Genomic DNA, 19,479 nt, shown 5'->3' on the forward strand with positions numbered 1-19,479 from the left:
ATGAATAATCCTCGTTTAAAAAGTTTAATGGAAGAGTGGCTTCCTGAAGCTACTATAGATGATATGCAAGCGAAAATGGAGAGCGGCGAGCTGACTTCGCATGATCTTGTGTTGATGTACCAGGCTAGGATTGCTGTTTTTGATAAAACGATCCATTCTGTCCTTGAATTGAATCCAGACGCATTACATATCGCGGCTGCGCTTGATTCGGAGCGCAAGCTGAAAGGAGCTAGAGGCCCTCTTCATGGAATTCCAGTGCTGCTGAAGGATAATATAGACACACACGATAAAATGCATACAAGTGCGGGCTCGCTGGCGCTGAAGGACTCGATTGCCCCTAAGGATTCTTTTGTAGCTGCAAAGCTTCGGGAAGCAGGAGCGGTCATCCTTGGCAAAACGAATATGACGGAATGGGCAAACTTCATGGCGAATGGGATGAAGAGCGGGTATAGTTCGCGAGGCGGCCAGGTTCTGAACCCTTATGGACATGGAAAATTTGATGTTGGCGGCTCGAGTGCAGGATCTGGCGCTTCCATTGCTGCGAACCTGGCTGCAGTTGCGGTTGGAACAGAAACGGACGGTTCGATTTTAAATCCGGCATCTCAAAATTCTCTTGTTGGAATCAAGCCGACTGTCGGTCTAGTCAGCAGGTCGGGAATCATTCCGATTGCCCATACACAGGATACAGCTGGTCCAATGGCACGAACTGTAAAAGATGCGGTTTACCTTTTAAAAGCAATTGCCGGACAGGATCCAGGAGACCCTGCGACCATGTTGGCATTGCCGGAATTCGAAAACAACGATCTCTTTCATAGTAAAGGGCTGAAGGGCGCTAAAATCGGGATTGCCCGTGAGGAGTATATTGGAAAATTATCAGAGGACCAGGAGCAAATTTTTCAAAAAGCGGTTGATAAGCTTGAAGAGCTTGGTGCTGAAGTAGTCGAAGTGGCGATTCCTGCATCAAAGGCGAAGTGGGGCTATAAAGTGCTTAGCTATGAGTTCAAGGCTGATTTAAATGCTTATCTAAGTAGGTTAACTCCTAACATTCCAGTCAGGACGCTTGCTGATGTGATTGCTTTCAATTATAAGCATGGCGAAAAAACGCTGAAGTACGGCCAGGAGATTTTGCTTGAATCTGAAGAGACAAGCGGAACGTTGACGGAGGCTGAATACCTGAATGAGCTTGAATATAACCTCTATATGTCCAGGGAGCAGGGTGTCGACTACGTATTGAAGGAGTACAATGTGGACGCGATTCTTTTTCCGATGGACGGTTCGACGATTCCTTCGAAAGCAGGGTACCCATCAGTCACTGTTCCCGCCGGATATACATCAGAAGGTGAGCCGGTCGGCATTACTTTTACAGGGACGGCCTTCAGCGAACCGTTGTTGATTAAGCTGGCCTATGCATACGAGCAGGCAACAATGGTACGGAGAGCACCTCAACTCAGAATAAACACCGAGGAAAAAATCCATACTACTTCTTGAATCCACCAAAAGGAGCGAGAGAGCATGGGTAAAACAAAGCTTGGCAATGCAAATGCACAGCGGAATAACAATAAGAAAAAAGGTAATAATACACCTGAAGAACTGGTCGAATTCACAACCGGTCAAAAAGAAAAGAAGATGAACAATCCAATCGATTAAAAGTGAAGTGTCCCGGCGGAATGCGGGGCACTTTTTTACATGCAAATAAAAACACCCTTGTCGTTTGCACAAGAGTGTTTCCAGTAGATGGTGAATGTAGAGATTATTTAGAAACTCCGTAGAAAATACCTTTTATTTCGTAGAGATTATCCAGGATATCGTAGAAAATAAATTATATTCCGTAGAAATTACCTTCCATTTCGTAGAGAACACTCTGTTTACAGCATTGAATGCCTGATTACAGCAGAATTCCCTGTCAAATCAATGCGCATTACTCTTCCCAAAGTTACTTCCCGTTACATCGGCGACATTCTCGATCGCAACTAGCGCATTTGGATCCAAATCATGGACGGTAGAACGCAGTGTGGACAGTTCAATACGGCTCACAATGGTATAGATGATCTTTTTAGGCTCGTTCGTGAAAACCCCTTCGCCATGAATATACGTCATCCCTCGTCCTAGTTCCCTTAATAATGCTTCAGCGATTTCCTCAGGAATATCTGAAATAATCGTCACTGATTTTAATTCCTCCATACCTTCCACAACAACATCGATCATTTTAAATGCTATAAAGTAGGTAATGATGGAGTACATGGCTGTCTCCCAGCTAAACACTAACAAGGCCGCTAAAATAAAGATGAAAAAGTTCATGATCATCACGATTTGTCCGACTGACACGGTACGATTTTTGCTTACGAGGATGGCGATAATTTCTGTCCCATCCAATGCGCCGCCAGCCCGGATCACAAGACCAACACCTGTACCCAGGATTACGGCACCAATAATCGTTGCTAAAAATAAATCATCGGTAACGCGGTCAAAATGGTGCAGGTAGGCAGTGGCCCCTGATAAAATCACAACTCCATATAAAGTGCGGAGCGTAAACTTCCAACCCATTCTCAAATAACCAATATAGAGGAACGGGATGTTGAAGATAATTAAAAAGATACTCATTGAAATGTCGGTTAATTCACCCGCAATAATAGATAGACCGATCACTCCTCCATCCAAAATTGCATTAGGTACGAGGAACATATCAAGCCCAAATGCCGCTACGATTGCCCCAATCGTAATCATGACCACCTGTTTAATTTCTTTTACCAATCGTTTTTTCTTTGTTGTTGCCAAAAAATCCAACTCTTTTCTTTATAAAATTTCAATCAAACCTTCAATATGTTAAATGGAAACCATGTATGTACACCATTAATTGTAACAAACTTTTATAATGAAAAAAAATAAAGAGGCCAACCATCCAGCTGTTCTGGTATTTTTAGATTATATAACCAGGATTACAAAAACAGGTATTTAGGGTAGTAACAATAATGTAAGATGATATGAATTTTGGAGGGACCATTTTGGCTAATGATACTCAAGTTAAAGATAGATCCAATAAAAAGCAAACTGTTTTAAATACACAGGACAAAGAACAAAAGAAAAATAAGAATTCAATTAACAATAAAGATCAGCACGTCAAGGAACACCAACAGGTACAAACGAAAAAAATACGTAATGAAGATGACACCGAAAAGAAAACTCGACAGCCACGCCCAAAAGGCAAGAAACAAAATGGTGTGGAGAAACAAGAGCAAGGGGATAAAAGAAATAAGCAGCAAATCCGCAATAACAAATCCTCAGAACGACCGAATGGAACAGGGGATAACCGGAAGCAAAGATCAAACGTCAATGATGATAAGCAATTAAATCAAAACGAAAATCAGAAGATCAACGCAGAATCTCAGCTCTCACAAGACAATAAAGCTCAAACAAATGACACGAAAAAACAAAGCAGCAACGCAGAAAAAGAAGCAAGCAATGATGAAAAAGCACAAGAGGTCAATCATAAGGAGCAGTCCGGCAAATTCGAGACCGCTTTTAACAGGATTCACAAGGCTTTAAGGGAGATGGTCAAGGAAACAGAAAGCGATGCGTTTGTTGAACTGTTATATTCAGGTCATAAAAACCATTCGCTCATCCGCAAATATAAGAGTGATTTGCACCAGTTCGCAAAGCTTCGTAATGCAATTGTCCATGAAAGAGTGAATGCGGATTTCTATATCGCCGAGCCGCATATCGAGGTCGTTGAACGCATCGAGGAGATTTGCCGGGAGTTTGAAAAGCCGCAGACGGCACTTTCTATTGCGACAAGTCCGGTATTCTACTATTATGAGGATGCTTATCTTAAAGATGTACTTAAAGTCATAAATAAGTTCGATTTTACAAGATTCCCTGTGTACGACAAGGATGATAAGTATGTTGCGCTTCTCACATCCACGGAAATCATCCAGTGGATGGCGAAACACTTCTCAAGTGAAGTCATCCATTTTGAAGATGTACGGATCAAAGAACTTTTAACAAAAGGGAAGAATTACTTCGTCACGTTCGTGACCGAGGATGCGTCACTCTATGAAATTGAAGAATTGTTTGAACGCTATCACACAAGAGGAAAAAAACTTCAGGCTGTCATCATTACGGAAACAGGTGACCGCCATGGCAAGCCGATCGGCGTCATTACACCATGGGATCTTTTAGACAGCGATACTGCAGAAGATTGATTAAAAATTACAATATTTTTTAAAATAACCCTTGCAAACCATTCGACATTATGTTTGCACCCCTATTATACGGGTATCTTTAAAAAGGACAACACGTCCATTAAAAAAGACTACTCGTCTAAAGGAGGCTTTTATTATGTATTATGAACATGAAAAACATCTAGTTGGAGTATACGATAACGAGCGTGAAGCAATCCAGGCTGTTGAGGACTTGAAAAGACAAGGGTACTCAACAGAAGACATCTCTGTTATTAGCAAAAACGATGATGAGGTTGATCACATCAATGAAGCTACCGGTACGAAGACAGAGGAAGGTCTTGCTGCGGGTGCAGCAACAGGCGGCATTTTAGGTGGCCTTACAGGGTTATTAGCCGGAATTGGCGCATTAGCGATTCCTGGTATCGGGCCAATCGTCGCTGCGGGACCAATCGCTGCAACACTTACAGGTGCGGCAGTAGGAGCAGGTGCTGGCGGTTTAGCTGGCGCACTGATCGGAATGGGAATCCCTGAAGATGAAGCAGACCGTTATGAAGGCTATGTAAAAGAAGGAAAAATCCTTGTTGTTGTTGAGCGCGACGAAAACCGTGTTGGCTTTAATGACACAACGAGAACTGGCGTGGTAGATCCAGTCGATGCACCTTTGACTTCGGACAATCCTGCTAACACACGATTAGACAACACTAGAGACTTTTAAGTATATGTCATAAAAGAAGGCTGCCAAGCATTTGGCAGCCTTTTGGCATTTTAATAGAATGATAGACTTCAGGTCTTATCATCCTCATTTCTTGTATCAAGTAAATCAATTCGACTAGCGTCTTCCATTTTAAATGAAGAAAAAATACCGTACATAAATGCTGCGCCAGCCATGCCGAGACAAATGACAAAACCGATGGTCATCACCCAAAGATAGCCCATAATGTGCATTCCTCCCTTATTAAAACTATATGCAGCATATTGATGATGCTTTCTCTTATGAAGGAAAAAAAGCTTGAGTGGCATTTTAAAGTATATTTTCCAAAAAATTTCTCATCCTAACATTCGAGGAGGAATGAATAATGGGAAAGAAAGTAATACTGGCAGTATTCCTGCTATTCTGGCTGGTCCCAGCCATATCGTTTGCACAGCAGGTACATACTGTCCAGCCAGGTGATACTATGTGGAAAATTTCAGTGCGATACCAAGTCGGACTTTCGGAAATCATTGCGGCGAACCCGCAAATTAACAACCCCAGCCTGATCTACCCAGGACAAAAAATCAATATACCAGGCTTAGGTGCCGGCACAGCGATATCAATCGATGATGATGTCATCAGACTGACAAACGCTGAACGTGCCAGGTTTGGCCTCAAACCGCTTGTGCCAGATGGGGAGTTATCAAGGGTAGCCAAATTTAAGTCAGCGGATATGAGAGATAAAAATTACTTTTCCCATACAAGTCCTACATACGGTGATCCGTCCAACATGATGAGGCACTTCGGCGTTTCCTACCGCAGTGCAGCCGAGAACATCGCTGCAGGACAAAGAACAGCAGGGGAAGTCGTCCAGTCATGGATGAACAGTCCTGCTCACCGGAAAAACATCCTGAACGGCACCTACACCCATATTGGAACCGGCTATGCACCAGGCGGAGATTACGGACATTATTGGACACAGCTGTTTATAACGAAGTGAAAGCTTTATTCATAACCCTGCTGCTTGAAATTGCAGGGTTGACTTTTATTTGGTCTAGGTCATTTGGGACTTATGAATTCTGCTTGGGATCATTGTTCCGAAAATTACCCGAAAAGTAATAATTCCTTAACTAGTAATAAAATCCCTACAACAAGTAATAAATTCAACCAAACAAGTAATAAACCAGAACAAACAAGTAATAAACCAGAACAAAAAAGTAATAAATTCAACCAAACAAGTAATAAACCCAACTCAATGGAGCAGAAGTCTTTTTTTGCTCGGACTTTTAAAGGGAAACCGCTCGATTTGCTGTAGAAATCTTTCTTTATAAAAAAAATGCCGGCCCAGATTAAAAATCTGGCCGGCATTTTCAATTTTGATGCTTAACATCTGTACTGGCAGTCAACCGATGAAACACCTCGTTCGCCTTTTTTCCATAAGCGGTACAGGGCTTTGCCATCGCTGTGTGCTCCTCCTGGATAATCCATCGGAAGCAGGGCGAAGAACAAGTAGTAAAACGAAAAATAGATAAATTGGAAAGCCATTATGTTGGGTTCGAATAAGTCGAACCAGATTAAAAGATTAAGCAAGAGCATACTTATCAGGTTAAAAAGTGAGCCTCCTAATAAAATGATGGTCTTTGATAATCGATTATCGAATGTTACATATTCAAATTCACAGTCTCCCGACCAAAAGTAGAATTGGTGTATATCGATTTTCCAAAAAGAAAAGAGTCTTTTCCCGCTGCCAAGTCTTACTCTAATTCCTTTCGCGCCGAAAATAGCTGCAAAAGTAATATGACCAAGTATATGAACGATAATTACCATCGGTAAAATCAAAAAGAATGACCAAAGAAATTTTATGATATCATGCAATCCAAACATGTGATGACCTCCTCTCGATACCTTCTATTTGATACCCGTTAAAACCTCTCTATAACAGCTAATATCTTCCTTTGCCCACAACCCTCTTCATAGCGCAGTTCCGCCAGTCCTGCCCGCATCTAAGCCTCAGGTCTTACTTGAAAATCAAGCTCAGGCACGTTATAGACTTTTCGCGATAAAGGTAAGATTAAACCATAAGAGATAAGGAGGAATTGAAAATGAAAAAATTCGGTTTAGTCGTTGCCGGCGGTATTGCTGCGATGGTGCTGATTTCGAACCTTGGACCGCTTGTGGGGCTGGCAGTCAGCTTGCTCGTGCTGTACTTTGCAGTGAAGCAATTTTTAAAGACAAATTCAACAGCCGGAAAAATTGGCTGGGGAATCGCAGGTTTCATCATCCTGATGGCGACAGCATCTAACGTACCAGCGATCCTGGGAATCGCAGCTGCATATGTCCTTTACCTTGTGTATAAAAACTGGGACAAAAAAGAGAAAGCAGTCTACGAAGAAAATGACCCTTTCGTAAATTTCGAAAAGCAATGGGCTCAGATGAAAAACAACTAAGTTTGACCAGTTACATGAATGGCTGAGCAGTATATTAAAAGCCGGCTTCACCAATTTAAAGGCTGTGTTAAAGGACAATGTTAATTTAACGGTTGTTGATTGGAGCGGAGGGCGCTTGACTCCTGGGGGATTAGCGGCCAAGGTGAGACCCCGCAGGAGCAAAGCGACGAGGAGGCTCACCTGACGCCCCCCGGAAAGCAAGCGCCTGGAGCGGAAATCAACAGACAAGTTTAACACAGACAATTTTTTTAAAAAAATGACCAATTAAAGGAGAGAAACTAAAATGGCAAATCTATTAACAAGAATCAAAAACACGGTAATGGCAGATCTTCACGAGGCACTAGACAAAAAAGAAAATCAAAATCCAATCGCGCTTCTGAACCAGTATCTTCGTGAATGTGAAGTGGAAACAGAAAAGGTGAGGAAACTCCTTGAGCGTCAAAGCCAACTGAAGGACCAGTTCACTCGCGAGCATCATCAGGCTCTTGAGATGGCGGAAAAGCGCAAGTACCAGGCAGAGATTGCGATGAGAGCAGGAGAAGCAGAGCTTCAAGGTTTTGCCAGCCAGGAGCAGGCTCAGTATGAGGAAAGAGCTGCAAGGCTGCAGGAGGCATTAATGAATGCAGCAAAGCAGCAGCTCGAGCTTGAGCGAAAATATGAAGATATGAAGCATAAGTTAAAAGATATGCATATCCGCAGGCTGGAATTGATGGGACGTGAAAATGTCACTCGCGCACACTACCGAATGGATCAAGTACTGGATAACAATTCTTACTCTGACAAAGCATATTCCCGATTTGCTGATATGGAGACGTATCTGGACAATCTTGAGGAAAAAATAAAAACCTCTCACTATCGCAATACGATTGACGGCAGGATCGCCCAGCTGGAAAAAGAATTTAAAAGTAAAGAAACACATTCTATTTAATAGGCAAAACATGGTATTCTAAAGAGGCGCAGGCATCTGCGCCTTTTGGATATCACCCCGAAAGGACTTCATCAAAAATTCCTCAAAAAATGCTTTCCGTTTTAAAAAAGGGGCTGGTTCAAGGTAATTCCAAAAACCTCTGAAGAAGTGTCAATACAGCCATGTAAAAGATTAAGAGGAAAGGAGGAAAGCAGTGTGTTAAACAAAGTGAAGAATGACTATATCAGCTGGATTGCCATTACTGGAGCGATTCTGCTATTGCTGGAAGTCTCGTTTTTTAATGAAGGCTTGATTTTCTCCCTTCTTGCAAGCGGGGCGATGATTTATTTTGGCCGCAGTTTGATGCCAAAGAAGTCGGGGAAGCTCCTGTTCTGGGGAGGAATATTCTTTTTCCTGAGCAGTGTCTTCAGCATGATGACCTTCAGGTTTTTCCTTTTGGCTGTGCTGATTTATCTTGCATACCAGTTTGCTCAGTCGAAAAAGAAGCCGGAGTTCATAACGCCGATTTTACAAGAGCCGGAAATCGAAAAGAAGAAGGAACTGATCATCGAAAAGCCGCCATTGTTTAAAAATCGTCTGTTTGGCCCTCAGGAGACGCCGTCCCATGTGTATGAGTGGAACGACGTCAACATTCAGACAGGTGTCGGTGACAGTGTAATAGATCTTAGCCTGACCGTTCTGCCAAAGGGTGAAACCGTCGTGTTCATACGTAAAATGATCGGGAATGTGAAAATCTTCGTCCCATATGATTTAGAAGTAACCGTTCGACATTCTGCAGTTGCTGGGTCAGCCGAGGTGTTTGAGCATCAGGAAGGCAGGGTGCTGAATCAAAGCCTGTTCCTCCAGACGCCAGGGTATGATGAGGCAGAGCAAAAGGTCAAAATCTTCACGTCGATGGTCATTGGGAATATCGAGGTGAAAAGAATATGACCTCAATCATGCGCCAGATTTTATGGGGATTGACCCTTGGAATTATTCTATTTGCAGCTTTGACTTTATCTTATTTGCTGGTGTTTCCAATCGCCAGGCTTTCTGATTTATGGAACCGTGAGCTGATGGACATTCCTTTCATCATTTTTTCCTTCAGTATTAGCGTCGTGCTCGGAATTGCATTTGGAATTGCGTCTGGGACTTACTGGCGCAGGCAATTTCAAGCCGTTGACAGCTGGCTGTTCGAGCTGGAGGAAGGTCAACAGCCGGAAGTTAAGCAAAACCAGGCTTTCGCGGAAATTTTATCGATATCCAAACGTGTTGAAAAGCTTTATAAGCAGATTTCTGAAAAGGCGATGCTCTCCCAGAAGCTCGCGACTGAAAAAGCGGAAGAGCAGGAATCGCGGATCCAGGAAATCATATCGCAGGAACGGAACCGCCTGGCCCGAGAGCTTCATGATTCGGTCAGCCAGCAGCTGTTTGCGGCATCGATGATGATGTCAGCGATCAATGAAACAAAAGCTCCTTCCGAGGACCGTGAAGCTAAGCAGCTGAAAATGGTCGAGGAAATGATCCATCAATCGCAGCTTGAAATGAGGGCATTGCTCCTGCACCTGCGTCCAGTAGCTCTGAAAGGGAAATGCCTGCAGGAAGGAATCGAGGAGCTTTTAATCGAATTAAAGCAAAAAGTCACGATGAATATAAAGTGGAAGGTAGAGCCATTTCCTTTGGATAAGGGAGTGGAAGACCACTTGTTCCGCATTTTGCAGGAGTCTGTCTCAAATACACTGCGCCATTCAAAGGCAGAGCAGCTTGAAGTGCTGCTGATTAAAAGAGACGACAAGGTAATCATGCGGGTTGTGGATGATGGACTTGGTTTTAAAGTGGAAGAAACGAAAGCAGGATCTTATGGCCTCCAGAATATGCATGAACGCGCCGGAGAAATCGGCGGAACACTGAAGATTGTCAGTGTTGAAAATAAAGGAACCAGGCTTGAAGTCAAGGTTCCAATTTTAGTGGTGGCGGGTGAGAAGCATGATTAAAGTGGTATTTGTTGATGATCATGAAATGGTAAGGATCGGAGTTTCATCGTATTTGTCGGCACAGCCTGATATTGAGGTTGTCGGCGAAGCAGGAAATGGCAAGGAGGGAGTCGAGCTGGCTCTTTCATTGAGACCGGATATTATCCTGATGGACCTGGTCATGAAGGAAATGGACGGAATTGAAGCGACAAGGCAGATTATCGAAAAGTGGCCGGAAGCGAAAGTCATCATCGTAACAAGCTTCCTTGATGATGAAAAAGTGTATCCAGCACTGGAAGCAGGCGCGACGAGCTATATGCTGAAAACCTCGAAGGCGAGTGAAATCGCGAACGCTGTAAGAGTTACATACTCGGGACAGCCGGTACTAGAGCCCGAAGTGACTGGGAAAATGATGATGAAAATGCGCCAAAAAAATACGCTGCTGCCGCATGAAGAGCTGACAGAGCGCGAGATGGAGGTTCTGAAGCTGATTGCCGAGGGTAAGACCAACCAGGAGATTGCTGACGAGCTATTTATAGCTTTAAAGACTGTTAAAACGCATGTCAGCAATATTTTGAGCAAGCTTCAGGTGCAGGACCGGACACAGGCCGTCATCTATGCTTTTAGGCATTCGCTTGTGAAATAAGAGTTTGGCTGATTTTCGATATGCGTTCTAAAGCTCATTGTTGTTTAGAATGAATAGTTTTAAAAGCTATCCTAAACAAAGAGGGAGTATGGTATGGAAGGACTCGTGGGTTTATTTGGTTTCTTTGGAATCATGGCATCAATAGGTGTTCCAATCGTCATGATCGCTTTATTTGTAATGCTGGTAACAAGTACTAAAAGGCAGGAAACGATTTTAAAGGACATTCTTGAAGAGCTGAAAAAGAAAGACCGAAATAAAGATTTCATCGAATAACGGCACAAAAAAGAGGCCGATTGGCCCCCCGGAATCTAAGTCACTTTTTTGTCGATTACGTCTAATTTCAAAAGCATTTCGCTTAAAGCTATGGATATGACTTCCCGTTCCTCAAATTCATTTGGGTAATGGGAAGCGCTATTTATATAGTCATGCTTTTCAGCTAACTTTTCCTTTATTTTTTTACACATCCAGAGCTGGTAATCTGAAAGTTCCACGTGTCTAAGCAATGCCACCCACTCCTTTGTTACTAGTCAATACCCGCGAAGGAAGATGCCTTAAACGCTAAAACCAAAAGATTATCTTAAATGGGAAAAATTGATATTTAATACGAGAAAACCCGAAACGACGGGCTTGGATAGACTTTAATCAAACGTTTGATTAAGGTCTTTTTTATTTGAAAATTTTGAAGGAGGACATTTTTTAGCAGCTATAAATAAAGACCACTCGCTGAGGGTTTTTATGAGAGTGAGTGGTCATAATAAGCCGTGTAATGACCACTCACTGAGGATTTTCACTGATGAGTGGTCATAATAAGCTGTGTAATGACCACACGCAGGAGATTTCAACTGATGAGTGATCATAATAAGGTGTGGAATGACCACTCGCTGGGGATTTTCACTGATGAATGGTCATAATAATTCGTGTAATGACCACTCGCTGGGGATTTCACCTGATGAAAGGTCATAAGAAACCGTGTAATGACCACTCGCAGGAGATTCCCACGGATGAATGGTCATTAAAAGCCATTAAAAAACGATCCCCTGAAAAATCACCCCGTATTTTTCTGTAACATCTGGCAACAATATCAACGTGATTTTCTACAAGAACACTTTTGAAAAAACTTGCTATACTATTAAATGAATAGTAAGATAAGAATGAATATTTAATGAACGGAGGTGAAGAGAGATGATCAAGACTGTTTTTGTACGCGGATTCTGGAATGAATTCCTTTATTTTTGCCGTGCAAAATTTGCTGTTGCAGCTGCCAACGGGATACGTATGCCCTTTTTTAGCAGTTCAATATCAAAACAAAACGGTAGGATCATCTCTTTTCCCGCTTAAAAACAAGCATCGGTGAATAGGGAGGGCACTATGCCCTCCTTTTGTATTCAGTGATATTTGGAGCCAGGAGCAGAGCAGTCTGCCCCTGGCTTTTTTGCGTCTTAACTGGTGCACGAATAGCGTTGGGGAGAGCGAGTGCTCAGGCGAAAGGAGAGGTCCATTAGGAGGAAAACATAATGATAACAGTAAGTGTTAACGATATAAGCAAAATGTATGGCGGAAATACAATTTTTCAGGATTTGAGTTTTGAAATAAATGAAAAAGACAGAGTGGGCCTAGTCGGCAGGAATGGCAGCGGGAAGACCACGCTGTTGCGGCTGATCGCGGGCATGGAAGAGCCAGACGGAGGCAAGATTCACTGGAAGAAAGGTCTAAGGATTGGCTATCTCGCACAGATTCCCGTATATGATTCCAAGATGACTGTCAGGGATGTTTTAAAAACTGCTTTTGATGAGCTAATAATCGTTCAACAGGATATGCAAAAGCTTGAAGAAGAAATGGCAGCTTCAGCGGAAGATTCGGCCATGCTTGAAAGGCTGCTGGCAAAATACGGTGCACTCCAGGAGAAATTTTCTCTTGGCGGCGGCTATGAAATGGATGCCTATGTTGATCGGATTGCTAATGGATTGAATATTGCCGGGCTGCTGGATTCCAATTTTAACAGCCTGAGCGGCGGCGAGAAAACAAAGGCTGGGTTAGCATTAAGCTTGCTGCGTAATCCTGATTTGCTTTTACTCGATGAGCCGACAAACCATTTAGATATCATGGCAGCTGAGTGGCTGGCTGAATTCCTTTCATCTTATGAAGGGACCGTATTCATCATCTCGCATGACCGTTACTTCCTGGATGAAACGGCGACGAAAATCCTCGATATGGAAGATGGGGAGATTGAGCTGTATCATGCTAATTATTCAGGCTTCCTTAAGGAAAAAGAAGAAAAATTACTGCGTGAATTCCAGGCGTATGAAGAACAGCAGAAGAAAATCAAGAAGATGAAGGAAGCGATCAAACGTCTGCGGGATTGGGCAAACCGGTCAAATCCTCCAAGTTCAGCATTGCATAAGCGAGCAACAAACATGGAAAGGGCACTGGCAAGGATGGAAAAGCTGGACCGTCCCATTTTAAACAGAAAGAAAATGAACTTCGAGCTCGAGACCGGTGCCCGAAGCGGGAAGGATGTTCTTGTCATCAAAGATGCCAGGAAAACATTCGGTACACGGGAACTATTCAGCGGTGTGAATCTCCAGCTGCAGTATCAAGACCGAGCTGCGATTGTTGGCGAAAATGGCTCCGGGAAAACAACGCTCCTGAAATTGATCCAGGGTGAGCTGAATCCTGACAGCGGGGTAGCAAGGCTGGGCAGTAATGTGAAAATCGGTTACCTTTCACAGCACATGGAGCTTTCCAGTAAGGATGGCAGTGTGCTGGACGCATTTAGAAACGAAGTGGTCATGAATGAGGGCGAGGCCCGGAATGTTCTAGCAGGCTTTTTATTTTACGGTCCGGCCGTTTTTAAAAAGGTATCACAGTTAAGCGGGGGAGAGCGGATGAGGCTGCGCCTTGCCCAGCTGATGCATCAGGACCTGAACTTTCTTGTTCTCGATGAACCGACGAACCACCTTGATATTGATTCACGAGAAGTGCTCGAGGAAGCGCTTGACGATTTCGAGGGCACGCTGCTCGCTGTATCGCACGACCGATTTTTCCTCAATAAGCTTTTCGATAAAATTTATTGGCTGGAAAGCGGTGAGGTGACGGAAATTGAAGGGAATTATGACAGGGCGAGAGTGAAGATGGCGGAGAAACGGAAAAGTCAGGCGTCACCCACTGTTCCGACTGCGCCAGCAAGGAAACACGACGTTAAGGTAGTGAAAAAAGAAGACGCTGCTTCAGTAGATGAGGACCTGCTCCTGAATCAAATCGAGGCACTTGAAAAAGAGATGGCTCTGCTCGAAAACAAGATGGCAATAGTTGCAGATCTAGAAATATTGCAGGAGCTTTACGCTCAAAAAGAAGAATTAGACCAAGGACGTGAGTCTCTGTATTTAAAGCTTGAAGGCATATCTTAGATCTGATGAAGAACTGCTCAATAGAGTGGTTCTTTTTTTATAATAAACTTATTTTCAGGAAGCTTCCCACATGAAAACAGACTTTCCTTAATATTGTCCGGACTTGTCTCATATGTTTATAAAAGTAAATGAGATAGAAGTGGGAGAGAAGCTATGAATACTTTTTTAAAGGGGATGGCAATCCTTGTAGTTGCTAACTTTCTTGGTGAAGTGGTGGAGTTCCTTGTTAATATGATTCTTGCCAGGGAGCTGGGGGGAAGCGGGATGGGGCACTATATGACCATTGTACCGACGATTTTCCTCATTATGATGCTTGCGAGCTTTGAATTGCCAGTTTCAATTTCTAAAATGGTGGCAGAAAAGGATGACTCCTATCACCGAAGCATGATTAGACACGCGATCCGGCTTGCAATTGTATTCACTGCCATTCTTTTTATTGCAGCTGCAGTGGCACTGCCAGTGATTCCTGTTTTCAAGGACTATCATCCGTTGCTGAAGTGGGTTGTGCTCGCGCTAATACCAGTGATGACAATCTCGGCGATTGCCAGAGGATTTTTTATGGGGAAACAGCAAATGGGCAAAATTGCAGTGTCCCATTTTCTGAGAAGAATCGTCCAGCTCGGTTTGTTAACATTTTTATTCCAATTCTTTGAGTTTGGTAGTGAAACAGCCTTGCTGGTTGCTTTTTGTACATTAGCTGGCAGTGAGCTCGTCGTCTTTCTTTATTTGCTGCACTTATTCATTCTTTCCTATCAAAGGATTAAAAGAGTTCCAGGAAAGCACTTAAGTGGCAGAGAGGTCAGGAAAAATCTTGTTGCTGTTTCGGTGCCTACAACAGGGCTGAGGATCTTTCACTCGCTGACACATGCGGTTCAGCCATTTTTAATCAAGGCCGCGGTCGTCAGTGCCGGACTTTCCCCGGAGATGGCGACAGAGCAGTTTGGAATGCTTGCCGGAGTAGCCATGACGATTGGATTCTTCCCAGCGTTCATTGCCCACTCATTTTTGATTATCCTGATTCCGACCGTGTCCAAGGCCTACGCGGAAAAAGAGTTCCATAAGCTGCAAAAACTGCTCCAGCAGGTGATGCTTCTGACTGTAATATATGGATTGCCTTCCGTAACAGCCTTCTACTTTTTGGCTGAACCTTTAACAAGTAAGTTCTTTCACTCACATGAGGCTGCGGTCTATGTCCAGCTGCTTGCCCCCTATTTCCTGTTTCATTACTTTACGATTCCAATGCAGGCGTATTTAATTGGGCTCGGATTGATAAAAGACGCCTTCATTCATTCTGTTTATGCAACGGCTGTCACCTTTTCGCTCATATATCTTTTAGGTTCCAGGCCGGAATGGCACATGGAGGGAGTCATCTTAGGGATGAATACAGGAAGCCTGGTCATCCTGTTCTTGCATTATTTAACGATTTGCAAAAAAATCGGGATCACGTGGAGGGCTAAGAGTACAATACGGTATCCGCGGTATTAGAGGCGGCTTTTTCTGGATAGTTTTGAAATATTTAAAAAAGGATTTTAATCAATCACTGTTTTTCTGAATAACATTATGACCTATTAAAAAAGGATTTTAATCAATCATGAAGAATGTAACAATATGAAAAACTGTCAGGAGGGATGAAGTGGAAAAGGTACTGCGCGGGCATCATCTCCTTTGTGTCCATGGATTCAGGGGGATGGGGTACAGTCCGGAGTTTGTTAAAAAGATGGAAAGCATCGTGAATGATATACGAGATCCTGAGCAGGATTTTCCCATAAAAGTTGTGGCGGCATTCGATGATGCCTGCATGTCGTGTCCGCACCGGGGGCTTGAAATTTGTGAAGCTGGTGAGGGATCGAATGAGCATGTATTATCAATGGACGGTAAAATCATCCGTCATTTAGGTCTGGAGCCTGGCAACAGCTATTTAAAATCCTCCCTTGTAAAGTTAACTGCTGAAAAGGTCGAACCAGAGGATCTCGATTACCTTTGCAAAAATTGCTCATGGCTGCAATATGGAGTATGCAAGGAAGGAATCACCGATTTGCGTAAAAATAACAAATGCCTGACCAGGGGGAGTTAATCCATTGCCGCTTGGTCAGGCATCTTTAAATTTATCATCAATTAAGGGATTGCTGCCATATAAAACAAGGCGGTCACCTGGCTCGATCTCGGTTTGATACGCTTTATTGCGAATATTAATGTCACCTCTTTTAATGAAGAGTAGAATAAGGTCATCTTCAATACCCACGATTTCATCAAACATTTTTCCGGCAAAGCGAGATTCTTCGCTGATAGAAATTTCCCTTACTTCATCATCGTCCTCCATCAGCAGAACATCCCGGATTGGCAAATCGGCCAGCTCATAAGTTTCCTCCATTTCACTCTTGAGCTTTTCAGACAATCTATTTTTTACGCCTGGTAAGCGAAGGGTGAATAAAATAACGAGCAGTGCTCCTGCTGTATAGGCTATTTCCATGGTATAAAAAGTATCTGATAACAATTGCGTGATAGCGGAAATGATAACCGCAAGTGAGAACGCTCCGAAAAGGATCAAAAAAGCACCTAGTCTTCTCCTGACTGGATGGTCGATGATCAGCTCGGATTCGCCAGTCGTAAACCCCGTGCCGGTAAGCATGGAGATCACCTGGAACCTGGCAACTTTCCGATCAAGTCCTGTGGCGACAAAAATCGAAGAATTGATTTCGATTACGGTAAAAACGATGAAAAGGTAAATGAAAATAAATAAAATACCCATACCTCTGTCTCCTTCAGGAACTTTTCTTTCATTCACTTTATTCTTTGTCACGGAGGTCTGATTTAAACAAAAATAGACCGGGGAGTTAAGTCCCCGGTAAGTTTATTGATGCTGTAAATTCTCGTTGTAATAATTTACTCCGTACATGGAGCCTTCGCTGACCATCTTGTTGTCCTCAACGTCAAGCGGGTCTGGGTTTCCTGCTTTTTCCACAGGTGTGATATCCGTCTTTCCTGATGGCATGATTTTATCCTTCATCTGAGTTGCCATATTTGTAAGTTTCGTTTTATTTTCAGGTTTCATCGCCATCCACAATGCCGCTGCTCCAACACCTAACATGACTGCAGATTTCATTGAGCCAGTTTGCATAGTATAGTCCCTCCTATTAATTACACTTGATTGAAAGTGCATAGAGGCCTAAAGCGATTTTGTCTGCCTCGTATGGTATTGTTTACCCGCTTTATCGAGTTCAAAAACATATTTCGATTGGTAGTATTTCCAAGTTCTTACCGCTGTTCTGTTTCAACATGTTCTTTTAAGGGAAAAGTATTATTTAATTATTACCAGAAATAAGAAAGGTCTGAAACCAATGGAGCACACGTTTAACGAGGGAAAATGGAAGTGGCATGATTTCCAAACCGGACAAGCTTCCGAGCTTAACGAGATCACTGCTAAATATCCTACATGCAATAACTGGTACACCAACATAAAAGAGAATCAAGCTAACTTTCTTCAGTTAAATACACAAACAAGGGGAGAAGAATATATTTGGGGCTCCTTGATTTATCGACAGGATATCGAAGAGAAGCATGAAAAAAATATCTTCCATTTTTATATCTCTAATGATTTCTTTATCACAATCGATTTTGACTTTTCGGTCCTAAAATGCAATCCTGAAAGTGTTCAAAATCAAATGGAGCAAGCCGAAAATGGTGTGGAAGGTTTTTTTATTTTGCTTGGAGAAATCCTCTTGAATTACTTAAAGAAAATTGATGAATATGAGGAGCAGCTGCATGATTTGCTCTGGAAAATGAAAGAACAGAACAATCTCGAGATATTAGAGAGAGTATACGAAAACCGTCATGAACTCTTGATTTGGAGGAATTTGTTAATTCCAATCACAGAGTTGAAGTATATTGCAGAAGAAGCTTATGGCAGTGATATTAATAGGATGTCCGAATTCAGCCGGGTCGCTACCCGGATTGAAAGAATTCAAATGCTTTTAAATGCATACCAGCAAGAAATTGATACAATGATCAACCTTGAGGAAGTCGTATCGACACACCGCGGGAATGAAATCATGAAGACGCTCACTGTCATGACGGTTTTATTTACACCGGTCATGGCCTGGGGAGCACTTTGGGGGATGAACTTTAAGGTCATGCCGGAGCTGGAATGGAAGCTGGGATACGCGATGGCTGCTGCTTTGATCCTTGTATCAACTGTTGGCCTTTACATTTATTTAAGAATGAAAGGCTGGATGGGAGATATCTTAAAAGGGAGGAAGAAGAATTCGTTTTTCAAATAACAAAAAATCGCCTTTTTTATAGGGCGATTTTTTATTGAAAACTATTCAGCCAGCTTTACAAGCATATGTGCAAGCTTGTGCTGCTCTTCTTCTGTGCCAACTTTCCACAGCTCTTTTAATAGCTGTTCCTCACGGTTGCGCGGTTCTACTTTATCAGCAAGATAGTCAGCGATTTTCTGCGCGGTGTTTGCGAGCTGTTCTTCATTTAATCCTGCCGTTTTACCAAGCTGGATTCGTTTGCTTAAATAGGATCTGAATTCATCGAAGTCACCCAGAATCTCATCAGCACGATCGCTGTCCATTCGATTAAGAGTCTCGTCCACCTTGCTAGTATCCACTTCGCCATCTTTATGGATCATATGATCTTTTTCCATGTGAAAAACCTCCTCGTAATTGATAGTTATTAAATATCCATTGCTTGAATTTGATAAACCTTGTGCAGCACATTGGGAAAAAGGATAGTTTTTTGCTTATCAGCTTAATGCTCATTTTTTTTGCAAGGAGGACTCCATTAAAAAAGGTGCGAGCCATCAGGCCAGCACCTTTTTTAAGTCCGACAAACGGACGATGGGAGGAGTATTCAGTTTTTGTTATTCAATTTGCTCACTGGGGTAAATCGAACTTAAATGTATCGATTTAAGACCAGCGTGCCTTGAGACAGCAACGCAAATCTTCCTCCACTTGCTAAGCCAATGACGTATTCCGAAGTCGCCGTAAAGTTCTCCACTTTAACCAGTCCCTTCTATGTTGATCTTGGCGTTGCTCAGGTCGTGCGGACAATTATGGAGTACGTATTCACTTACTGTTTAACCAAGTAAATCACTGGGGCCAATCGATTTTGAGTATATCGATTTAAGACCAGCGTGCCTTGGGACAGCAGCGCGAATCTTCCTCCGTTTGCTAAGCCAATGCCGTATTCCGAAGTCGCCGTAAAGTTCACCACTTTAACCAGT

General features: G+C 42.8%; 23 protein-coding genes. 16 read left to right on the forward strand and 7 right to left on the reverse strand.

The genetic code is table 11. The features are described 5' to 3' along the window. Positions 1-1,488: an amidase family protein gene (locus AABM38_RS04110; RefSeq protein ID WP_423409267.1), complete on the forward strand. Its 1,488-nt coding sequence runs from the start codon at positions 1-3 to the stop codon at positions 1,486-1,488. Between the two features lie 24 nt (positions 1,489-1,512). After that, complete coding sequence (locus tag AABM38_RS04115) at positions 1,513-1,647, forward strand: hypothetical protein (RefSeq protein ID WP_335375317.1); 135 nt, start codon at positions 1,513-1,515, stop codon at positions 1,645-1,647. Between the two features lie 261 nt (positions 1,648-1,908). On the opposite strand, the gene AABM38_RS04120 is transcribed toward AABM38_RS04115, so the two are convergent. Beyond that, positions 1,909-2,775 (reverse strand): YitT family protein, encoded by an 867-nt coding sequence (locus AABM38_RS04120; protein WP_423409268.1) that lies wholly within the window; start codon positions 2,773-2,775, stop codon positions 1,909-1,911. A 227-nt stretch (positions 2,776-3,002) separates the two neighbouring features. Between AABM38_RS04120 and AABM38_RS04125 the strand changes: the two genes are divergently transcribed. Next, positions 3,003-4,199, forward strand: a complete 1,197-nt coding sequence (locus tag AABM38_RS04125) for a CBS domain-containing protein (RefSeq protein WP_423409269.1) — start codon at positions 3,003-3,005, stop codon at positions 4,197-4,199. Between the two features lie 136 nt (positions 4,200-4,335). Beyond that, positions 4,336-4,893, forward strand: a complete 558-nt coding sequence (locus AABM38_RS04130; RefSeq protein WP_423409270.1) for a general stress protein — start codon at positions 4,336-4,338, stop codon at positions 4,891-4,893. 68 nt (positions 4,894-4,961) lie between these two features. Here the strand turns inward: AABM38_RS04130 and AABM38_RS04135 are convergent, their stop codons facing one another. Then, positions 4,962-5,114, reverse strand: coding sequence for a hypothetical protein (locus AABM38_RS04135; protein WP_423409271.1), 153 nt, complete (start codon positions 5,112-5,114; stop codon positions 4,962-4,964). 140 nt (positions 5,115-5,254) lie between these two features. On the opposite strand from AABM38_RS04135, the gene safA reads away from it, so the two are divergent. Further along, complete coding sequence (gene safA, locus AABM38_RS04140) at positions 5,255-5,869, forward strand: SafA/ExsA family spore coat assembly protein (RefSeq protein WP_423409272.1); 615 nt, start codon at positions 5,255-5,257, stop codon at positions 5,867-5,869. Between the two features lie 383 nt (positions 5,870-6,252). Here the strand turns inward: safA and AABM38_RS04145 are convergent, their stop codons facing one another. Next, positions 6,253-6,753 (reverse strand): hypothetical protein, encoded by a 501-nt coding sequence (locus tag AABM38_RS04145; protein ID WP_423409273.1) that lies wholly within the window; start codon positions 6,751-6,753, stop codon positions 6,253-6,255. A 218-nt stretch (positions 6,754-6,971) separates the two neighbouring features. Here AABM38_RS04145 and AABM38_RS04150 point away from each other — a divergent pair, with 218 nt between their 5' ends. The 6 genes from AABM38_RS04150 (at position 6,972) to AABM38_RS04175 (ending at position 11,115) form a co-directional block, all read left to right on the forward strand. After that, positions 6,972-7,316, forward strand: a complete 345-nt coding sequence (locus tag AABM38_RS04150) for a flagellar basal body rod protein (protein ID WP_423409274.1) — start codon at positions 6,972-6,974, stop codon at positions 7,314-7,316. 283 nt (positions 7,317-7,599) lie between these two features. After that, positions 7,600-8,244 (forward strand): PspA/IM30 family protein, encoded by a 645-nt coding sequence (locus AABM38_RS04155; protein ID WP_423409275.1) that lies wholly within the window; start codon positions 7,600-7,602, stop codon positions 8,242-8,244. A 195-nt stretch (positions 8,245-8,439) separates the two neighbouring features. After that, positions 8,440-9,174 carry a cell wall-active antibiotics response protein LiaF gene (liaF, locus tag AABM38_RS04160; RefSeq protein WP_423409276.1) on the forward strand — a complete coding sequence of 245 codons (735 nt, stop codon included), beginning with the start codon at positions 8,440-8,442 and terminating at the stop codon, positions 9,172-9,174. Continuing rightward, a complete protein-coding gene (locus AABM38_RS04165; protein WP_423409277.1) occupies positions 9,171-10,217 on the forward strand; it encodes a sensor histidine kinase in 1,047 nt (348 codons plus the stop codon). The genes liaF and AABM38_RS04165 overlap by 4 nt, the downstream gene beginning before the upstream one ends. Beyond that, positions 10,210-10,842 carry a response regulator transcription factor gene (locus tag AABM38_RS04170; RefSeq protein ID WP_335375306.1) on the forward strand — a complete coding sequence of 211 codons (633 nt, stop codon included), beginning with the start codon at positions 10,210-10,212 and terminating at the stop codon, positions 10,840-10,842. The genes AABM38_RS04165 and AABM38_RS04170 overlap by 8 nt, the downstream gene beginning before the upstream one ends. Positions 10,843-10,935: 93 nt before the next feature. Then, the gene (locus AABM38_RS04175; RefSeq protein ID WP_423409278.1) at positions 10,936-11,115 is read left to right on the forward strand and encodes a hypothetical protein; all 180 of its coding nucleotides are present in this window, start codon (positions 10,936-10,938) and stop codon (positions 11,113-11,115) included. Positions 11,116-11,150: 35 nt separating this feature from the next. Here AABM38_RS04175 and AABM38_RS04180 read toward each other — a convergent pair whose 3' ends face one another. Continuing rightward, positions 11,151-11,345 (reverse strand): hypothetical protein, encoded by a 195-nt coding sequence (locus tag AABM38_RS04180; RefSeq protein WP_335375304.1) that lies wholly within the window; start codon positions 11,343-11,345, stop codon positions 11,151-11,153. 679 nt (positions 11,346-12,024) lie between these two features. Here AABM38_RS04180 and AABM38_RS04185 point away from each other — a divergent pair. The 4 genes from AABM38_RS04185 to AABM38_RS04200 all read left to right on the forward strand — a co-directional run bounded on the left by AABM38_RS04185 (position 12,025) and on the right by AABM38_RS04200 (position 16,323). After that, positions 12,025-12,180, forward strand: a complete 156-nt coding sequence (locus AABM38_RS04185; protein ID WP_335375303.1) for an RAxF-45 family protein — start codon at positions 12,025-12,027, stop codon at positions 12,178-12,180. Between the two features lie 176 nt (positions 12,181-12,356). After that, positions 12,357-14,249, forward strand: coding sequence for a ribosomal protection-like ABC-F family protein (gene abc-f, locus AABM38_RS04190; RefSeq protein WP_423409279.1), 1,893 nt, complete (start codon positions 12,357-12,359; stop codon positions 14,247-14,249). A 153-nt stretch (positions 14,250-14,402) separates the two neighbouring features. Beyond that, the gene (locus AABM38_RS04195; RefSeq protein ID WP_423409280.1) at positions 14,403-15,734 is read left to right on the forward strand and encodes a polysaccharide biosynthesis protein; all 1,332 of its coding nucleotides are present in this window, start codon (positions 14,403-14,405) and stop codon (positions 15,732-15,734) included. A gap of 202 nt (positions 15,735-15,936) precedes the next feature. Then, complete coding sequence (locus AABM38_RS04200; protein WP_423410647.1) at positions 15,937-16,323, forward strand: DUF1284 domain-containing protein; 387 nt, start codon at positions 15,937-15,939, stop codon at positions 16,321-16,323. Positions 16,324-16,338: 15 nt separating this feature from the next. On the opposite strand, the gene AABM38_RS04205 is transcribed toward AABM38_RS04200, so the two are convergent. After that, a complete protein-coding gene (locus AABM38_RS04205) occupies positions 16,339-16,998 on the reverse strand; it encodes a TrkA C-terminal domain-containing protein (RefSeq protein WP_423409281.1) in 660 nt (219 codons plus the stop codon). A 102-nt stretch (positions 16,999-17,100) separates the two neighbouring features. Then, positions 17,101-17,367, reverse strand: a complete 267-nt coding sequence (locus AABM38_RS04210) for a hypothetical protein (protein WP_423409282.1) — start codon at positions 17,365-17,367, stop codon at positions 17,101-17,103. Positions 17,368-17,587: 220 nt separating this feature from the next. Between AABM38_RS04210 and AABM38_RS04215 the strand changes: the two genes are divergently transcribed. Beyond that, entirely contained in the window at positions 17,588-18,526 is a 939-nt protein-coding gene (locus tag AABM38_RS04215; RefSeq protein WP_423409283.1) for a magnesium transporter CorA family protein, read from the forward strand. A gap of 41 nt (positions 18,527-18,567) precedes the next feature. Here the strand turns inward: AABM38_RS04215 and AABM38_RS04220 are convergent, their stop codons facing one another. Further along, a complete protein-coding gene (locus AABM38_RS04220) occupies positions 18,568-18,900 on the reverse strand; it encodes a DUF3243 domain-containing protein (RefSeq protein ID WP_423409284.1) in 333 nt (110 codons plus the stop codon). Positions 18,901-19,479: the final 579 nt, after the last annotated feature.

The sequence above is a fragment of the Heyndrickxia sp. MSNUG genome (genome assembly GCF_049532715.1).
Taxonomy (GTDB): Bacteria; Bacillota; Bacilli; order Bacillales; family Cytobacillaceae; genus Mesobacillus.

What these genes read in the sequence shown, in the direction of transcription:
- AABM38_RS04215 (WP_423409283.1), top strand. Translation starts at nt 17,588, where the DNA reads ATGGAGCACACGTTTAACGAGGGAAAATGGAAGTGGCATGATTTCCAA.
- AABM38_RS04165 (WP_423409277.1), top strand. Translation starts at nt 9,171, where the DNA reads ATGACCTCAATCATGCGCCAGATTTTATGGGGATTGACCCTTGGAATT.
- safA (WP_423409272.1), top strand. Translation starts at nt 5,255, where the DNA reads ATGGGAAAGAAAGTAATACTGGCAGTATTCCTGCTATTCTGGCTGGTC.
- AABM38_RS04155 (WP_423409275.1), top strand. Translation starts at nt 7,600, where the DNA reads ATGGCAAATCTATTAACAAGAATCAAAAACACGGTAATGGCAGATCTT.
- AABM38_RS04185 (WP_335375303.1), top strand. Translation starts at nt 12,025, where the DNA reads ATGATCAAGACTGTTTTTGTACGCGGATTCTGGAATGAATTCCTTTAT.
- abc-f (WP_423409279.1), top strand. Translation starts at nt 12,357, where the DNA reads ATGATAACAGTAAGTGTTAACGATATAAGCAAAATGTATGGCGGAAAT.
- AABM38_RS04115 (WP_335375317.1), top strand. Translation starts at nt 1,513, where the DNA reads ATGGGTAAAACAAAGCTTGGCAATGCAAATGCACAGCGGAATAACAAT.
- AABM38_RS04145 (WP_423409273.1), bottom strand. Translation starts at nt 6,753, where the DNA reads ATGTTTGGATTGCATGATATCATAAAATTTCTTTGGTCATTCTTTTTG.
- AABM38_RS04175 (WP_423409278.1), top strand. Translation starts at nt 10,936, where the DNA reads ATGGAAGGACTCGTGGGTTTATTTGGTTTCTTTGGAATCATGGCATCA.
- AABM38_RS04195 (WP_423409280.1), top strand. Translation starts at nt 14,403, where the DNA reads ATGAATACTTTTTTAAAGGGGATGGCAATCCTTGTAGTTGCTAACTTT.
- AABM38_RS04200 (WP_423410647.1), top strand. Translation starts at nt 15,937, where the DNA reads ATGGGGTACAGTCCGGAGTTTGTTAAAAAGATGGAAAGCATCGTGAAT.
- AABM38_RS04130 (WP_423409270.1), top strand. Translation starts at nt 4,336, where the DNA reads ATGTATTATGAACATGAAAAACATCTAGTTGGAGTATACGATAACGAG.
- AABM38_RS04110 (WP_423409267.1), top strand. Translation starts at nt 1, where the DNA reads ATGAATAATCCTCGTTTAAAAAGTTTAATGGAAGAGTGGCTTCCTGAA.
- AABM38_RS04150 (WP_423409274.1), top strand. Translation starts at nt 6,972, where the DNA reads ATGAAAAAATTCGGTTTAGTCGTTGCCGGCGGTATTGCTGCGATGGTG.
- AABM38_RS04220 (WP_423409284.1), bottom strand. Translation starts at nt 18,900, where the DNA reads ATGGAAAAAGATCATATGATCCATAAAGATGGCGAAGTGGATACTAGC.
- AABM38_RS04205 (WP_423409281.1), bottom strand. Translation starts at nt 16,998, where the DNA reads ATGGGTATTTTATTTATTTTCATTTACCTTTTCATCGTTTTTACCGTA.
- AABM38_RS04170 (WP_335375306.1), top strand. Translation starts at nt 10,210, where the DNA reads ATGATTAAAGTGGTATTTGTTGATGATCATGAAATGGTAAGGATCGGA.
- AABM38_RS04135 (WP_423409271.1), bottom strand. Translation starts at nt 5,114, where the DNA reads ATGGGCTATCTTTGGGTGATGACCATCGGTTTTGTCATTTGTCTCGGC.
- AABM38_RS04210 (WP_423409282.1), bottom strand. Translation starts at nt 17,367, where the DNA reads ATGCAAACTGGCTCAATGAAATCTGCAGTCATGTTAGGTGTTGGAGCA.